Annotated in this window: 4 protein-coding genes; 3 read left to right on the top strand and 1 reads right to left on the bottom strand. The window is 36.1% G+C overall.

From position 1 onward, the window contains the following. A partial coding sequence (locus tag E1171_RS06785; protein ID WP_155205254.1) for a T9SS type A sorting domain-containing protein occupies window positions 1–1,811 on the top strand: 1,811 nt, incomplete at its 5' end. A 350-nt stretch (window positions 1,812–2,161) separates the two neighbouring features. Here E1171_RS06785 and E1171_RS06790 read toward each other — a convergent pair. Then, window positions 2,162–2,314, bottom strand: a complete 153-nt coding sequence (locus E1171_RS06790) for a hypothetical protein (RefSeq protein WP_155205255.1) — start codon at window positions 2,312–2,314, stop codon at window positions 2,162–2,164. 665 nt (window positions 2,315–2,979) lie between these two features. On the opposite strand from E1171_RS06790, the gene E1171_RS06795 reads away from it, so the two are divergent. Continuing rightward, window positions 2,980–3,357: a BlaI/MecI/CopY family transcriptional regulator gene (locus E1171_RS06795; protein ID WP_155205256.1), complete on the top strand. Its 378-nt coding sequence runs from the start codon at window positions 2,980–2,982 to the stop codon at window positions 3,355–3,357. A 1-nt stretch (window position 3,358) separates the two neighbouring features. Beyond that, window positions 3,359–4,627: a M56 family metallopeptidase gene (locus tag E1171_RS06800; protein ID WP_155205257.1), complete on the top strand. Its 1,269-nt coding sequence runs from the start codon at window positions 3,359–3,361 to the stop codon at window positions 4,625–4,627. Window positions 4,628–4,742 lie beyond the last annotated feature (115 nt).

Consider the following 4,742-nt stretch of genomic DNA (forward strand, 5'->3'; position numbering starts at 1 on the left):
TTGCGCAGTTTCAATTAGAAAATCCTAAATCTTATTCCAACCAAAACAAACGACTTCAGGGGGCATTTTTGAATGATAATGGTAGTGATGAAGGCAACTACTATTTTGGAGCTACGCCAATTAATTCCTCCGATAAACCTGTATTGGTATTTGTTCATGGTTATAACACCAGAGCCTCTTTCTGGTGGCTGATCAGCGATATGTATTCCTATGTTTATGAGGCCGGGTATCGGTCTGCTTATGTGTCGCTGGCACCAGATAAAGACATGTGGCACAATGGGGAATTACTCGCAGGTATGATCGACAATATACGTGATCATTACGAGGTTACTCAAGTTATCTTAATAGGTCATAGCAAGGGGGGCGTAGACGCGGATGCTGCCTTGCACCATTTTGGTGCTTGGCCCTATGTAGAAAAAACGATTACCCTCAGCTCCCCTCATTTTGGAACAGGCCTAGCTGACCTTGCCCATAGCAACTATACCTGGTGGCTAGCTGCTGCTTTGGGGCAATACAATGATGCAACGGGCTGCCTTCAAACAGGGTCTATGGCTGATTTTCGTAACCGAACAGACTATTCCCCCTCAAATGAAGACTCTGATTTTCGGACCCTGGGGGCTTGGGATTATAGCGGAATTTTTCTTATTCCCGGCTTATTCTTGAGTGCCACAAGTGGGGGAATAGATACTGGAGGAAACGATGGAATAGTCCCTTACTTCAGTAGCAAAAGACCTAATTCAGAGGTTGTTTTAGGAGGTTATGGAGACCCACGTTCCAAATTAGATCACCTTGAAGTTGCTTATGGACGACATGTTTGGCAATTCATAGAAGAAGAAATCAAGGAGCCTGCCTCCACCCAAAAGGTGCTTAGTAGTGAAGATGCTAATTATTACCCCTTATCTGCCATTAGTAGCCAAGCTCAAATTATTTCCTCAGCCGAAGGCTTCAAAACATTTAAACTTTCAAGAGAAAAAAATGCGCACTTAGAAATTCATCAGCAGCAGAACATCTCTTCACTTAAAGTTAAAACTCCGGACAATAAATTTCTAACAATTGAGGAAAAAGACATCATCTCTAACCCAGGTTTAGGGACCTATCAAATTAATTTTGATTTTGAAGATGCCCTTGCTGGAGAATACGAGATCCAATCTTCATACCCATTTTTGGGTATTCTAACTCATGACAATGGCATCAAGGCAACCTTACACACTGGGCTCAACTCTGACAAGAAGGTATATCAAAGTGGAGAACCCATCTCTTTAAAGCTTTCTTTAAATGACGCAAACAACCATTTTTTGGATGATGCCCTGGTGACAGCAGTACTTAATCAAACCCAAAGTTTAGGCAACAATAACTCCTCCCCAACTATAAGCTCAGTTCTTAACTTCAACAAAAAAGAGGGATATTACGAATCAGTTATAAAGGATTGGCTACCTGAAGGAGTCTATAACCTAACATTGGAAGCGGTGCATGAAAAAGGAGAAAGGAGTGTTGTCACAAGTTTTGCCGTTGTAGGCTCTGAAAGTAACCTTTTAAAGGAAAGGGAATCAAACATCGTGCTAGAACCCCCATTTCCTAATCCCATCCGGAGAAAAACCACTCTAAAATTTCATCTTCGAGAAGCTGGTACTTATCAATTGCAAATATATGATATGGCAGGACGTCTGGTGAAAACATGGGAAGCCCGAGAATATCAAACAGGAAGCCATCAAACCGAATGGCACGTTCAACAAAATTTAACAAAAGGAGTCTATTTCATTGAGTTAAGTGGAAATGGACAAAAAGCAACTCAAAAATGTATTATAGACTAAAAGAAAATTAATTCAAAACTAAGGGTTCAAAGAAGGTTGTATCAAAAGAAATATAAACGGCCATAGATTTTAATACTTAAGAAAATACTCAAATAGTTGTAAATGATTAAAAAAGAAGCTTTATAAACTTTTGATATAGCTTCTTTTTTTCTGTTCTTCCATCAAATAGGAAATTGAGATAATTTGCAAATAAATATTTTGTAATGGTTTCACTCTATTAGAACAAAAAAACAAATAATTATTATCCCTAGTATGGAGACCAAGTGATTCATAAACAAATCCATATTTTACTACAGCTTCCAATCTTAAAAGCCATTTTAAAACACTCTCTTAGTTGGCCTTTTCTCTTATTACCCAATTATCACCTTTTGCATCATCAACTTTTGAATATTAATTCCAGCCGTACTAATGATGAGAATAAAGTATGGGACTGCACTTAGGAAAACCCTTGGAATATCTACCTCTAAGTCATCAAGAATAATGGTATTCCCCCTTGACCCCATTGTAATGAGGTCGAATCTATTTAATCAGTCACAATAGGCACTCCAACTCAATTAGGTATACCGTATATCCAGAATATTTTTTTTGCACTTCTATTCAAATATTGAATAGAAAGAAATGAATTCAATAGGCCTAAAGGACTCCCAAGACCCTTTCTTTTTAGTTGGTGAAGCCTTTTACTTTATTAGAGTTATTAAGGTAAGCCTTTTCTAAGGAAATTATTTGGCCGTTAAGCTTTTTACTTATTCATCTATTTTATAACCTTAATTTACGGGGTAATGAATCAATTATCAGCAGAGTTAATCTAAATATAGAAGAAAAGGAGATCACACTGGCAAGATGGGCGGGGTCCAACCTTACAAATGCTAAAGAAAAGGACTAGTGGTAAGATTCCCGAAATAGGCTAAATAAGAAATGGCCTCAATGATATGAGCCCAGGGCCAAGCAATACTATACTCCTAAAATGCGGACCGGTGAAGAAGAATTAAAAGTACTATTCTATTCGATTAGAAATCGAAGTCACATCCCCTTAAAACTAAGAATTCATTTTAATTATAGACATAAATAAACATTACAACTATTATTATAGTTAATAAACTAATCAAAAAGTTGATAAACTATAATAATAGTTTTATATTACTTTTGTGAATCAATTTATTCAAAAAAGATGAAAGAGCTAACAAAAGCAGAAGATCAAATCATGCAAATCCTTTGGCGATTAAAGAAGGCCTTTGTAAAGGATATTATTGAAAAAATGCCTGAACCTAAGCCCGCTTATAACACAGTGTCCACAATTATTCGAATTTTAGAGAAAAAAGAATTCGTTGGACATAAGGCTTACGGAAAAACACATGAGTATTTCCCACTTATTGCCAAAGACAAATATCGAAGCTTTTTCCTGAAGAATTTCATGGGAGGATATTTTGGTGGCAGATTTGAAAATTTAGTTTCCTTTTTCGCCAAAGACAATAATTTGAACACACATGAACTCGATGAATTGATGAAACATGTGAAAGGAGATTTAGACCAATCAAAAGACAACTAAGATGCTTAACTACCTACTTACTTCCAGCCTGTCCCTAGCTCTTTTTTACGGATTCTATATTCTGCTTCTTCAGAAGGAAAAAGCATTTCAATTTAATCGCTTCTATCTTTTGGGCTCTTTATTAATGGCACTAACGTTCCCATTATTTAAGCTCCCCTATTTTCCAAATTTAGTTAGGGGGGAAAAAGACTCAGAATTTGTATTTTACCTGTCGCAAATGCAGGTTCCTCTCAGCAACCAAAGCTCATTTTCCCCAAATTGGATTAATATTTCGCTAGTAACCTATTTGGCTGGTGTTCTCTTTTTTGCCTATAAAACACTCGTACAATATGGAAAACTACTTCTTTTTATATCCAAACAAAAAAAGAAGAAAAAAGGCAAATATATTCTCATAAACACTAATGGACAATATCCAACCTGTGCTTTTTTCCATTTTCTATTATGGAATAATAAATGCGGAATCAGCATAGGAGAATCAAAGGAAATTCTTAACCATGAATTAACACATATCAATGAAAAACACAGCTTAGATATACTCTTTGTGGAGATCCTAAAAATTGTATTCTGGTTTAATCCCCTATTCAGATTTTATCAAAAAGCAGTCTCTGAAAATCATGAATACATTGCCGACCATAGCGTAATCGAACATAGCTCTACTGAAGAATATATTAGCCTTTTGGCAAAACAAGTAATCCAACAAATTGAATTTAGTCCAGCCAATCATTTCAATAAATCTCGAACTTTAAAACGAATTACCATGCTTAAAACTAACAAAACGGAAAATTACTGGAAGCTTTTAGCTTCCATCCCTCTTACAGTATTGATCTTCACAATGGCTTCTTGTGAAAAGGAAGAGCTTACAGCTACTACCCCGCACTCGAATGAATCAATGGTTGCCTCAGAACAACCCACACTTTCGACAAAACAGCTAGAAGATTCCAACGAAATTTTTACTGTAGTAGAAAATAAACCAGAAGTAAATGGTGGAACTACAGCCCTTTATAAAGGCTTGGCTAAAAACCTAGTATACCCTGATGAGGCTAGAAAACTTGGTGTAGAGGGACGTGTCTATTTACAGTTTATAGTAAACGAAGACGGTTCAATAAGTGATACAAAAGCAGTTAGAGGAATAGGGGCAGGATGTGATGAAGCAGCGGTTGAAGCCTTCCAAAAAACTTCAAATGAACTTGGGTGGTTGCCTGGAGAGCAAGCAGGAAAGAAAGTAAAAGTAAAAGTAGTCTTACCAATTATATTCAAACTTAGTAAGTAAACAAAATTTTTAAAATCCAATACAATCTATTAGGAAAACTTTTCTAAATTTTTCTTTTACTCTATTAACTATTATATATGGATTCAGCCAAAACCGAATCAAAGTAAAAGTAAGC

It is taken from the genome of Xanthovirga aplysinae (genome assembly GCF_009711365.1).
In the GTDB taxonomy this organism is placed as follows: Bacteria; Bacteroidota; Bacteroidia; order Cytophagales; family Cyclobacteriaceae; genus Xanthovirga; species Xanthovirga aplysinae.

Bases quoted from the DNA above. Each gene is read 5' to 3' on its own strand.
- E1171_RS06790 (WP_155205255.1), bottom strand. From the start codon at position 2,314: ATGGGGTCAAGGGGGAATACCATTATTCTTGATGACTTAGAGGTAGAT.
- E1171_RS06795 (WP_155205256.1), top strand. From the start codon at position 2,980: ATGAAAGAGCTAACAAAAGCAGAAGATCAAATCATGCAAATCCTTTGG.
- E1171_RS06800 (WP_155205257.1), top strand. From the start codon at position 3,359: ATGCTTAACTACCTACTTACTTCCAGCCTGTCCCTAGCTCTTTTTTAC.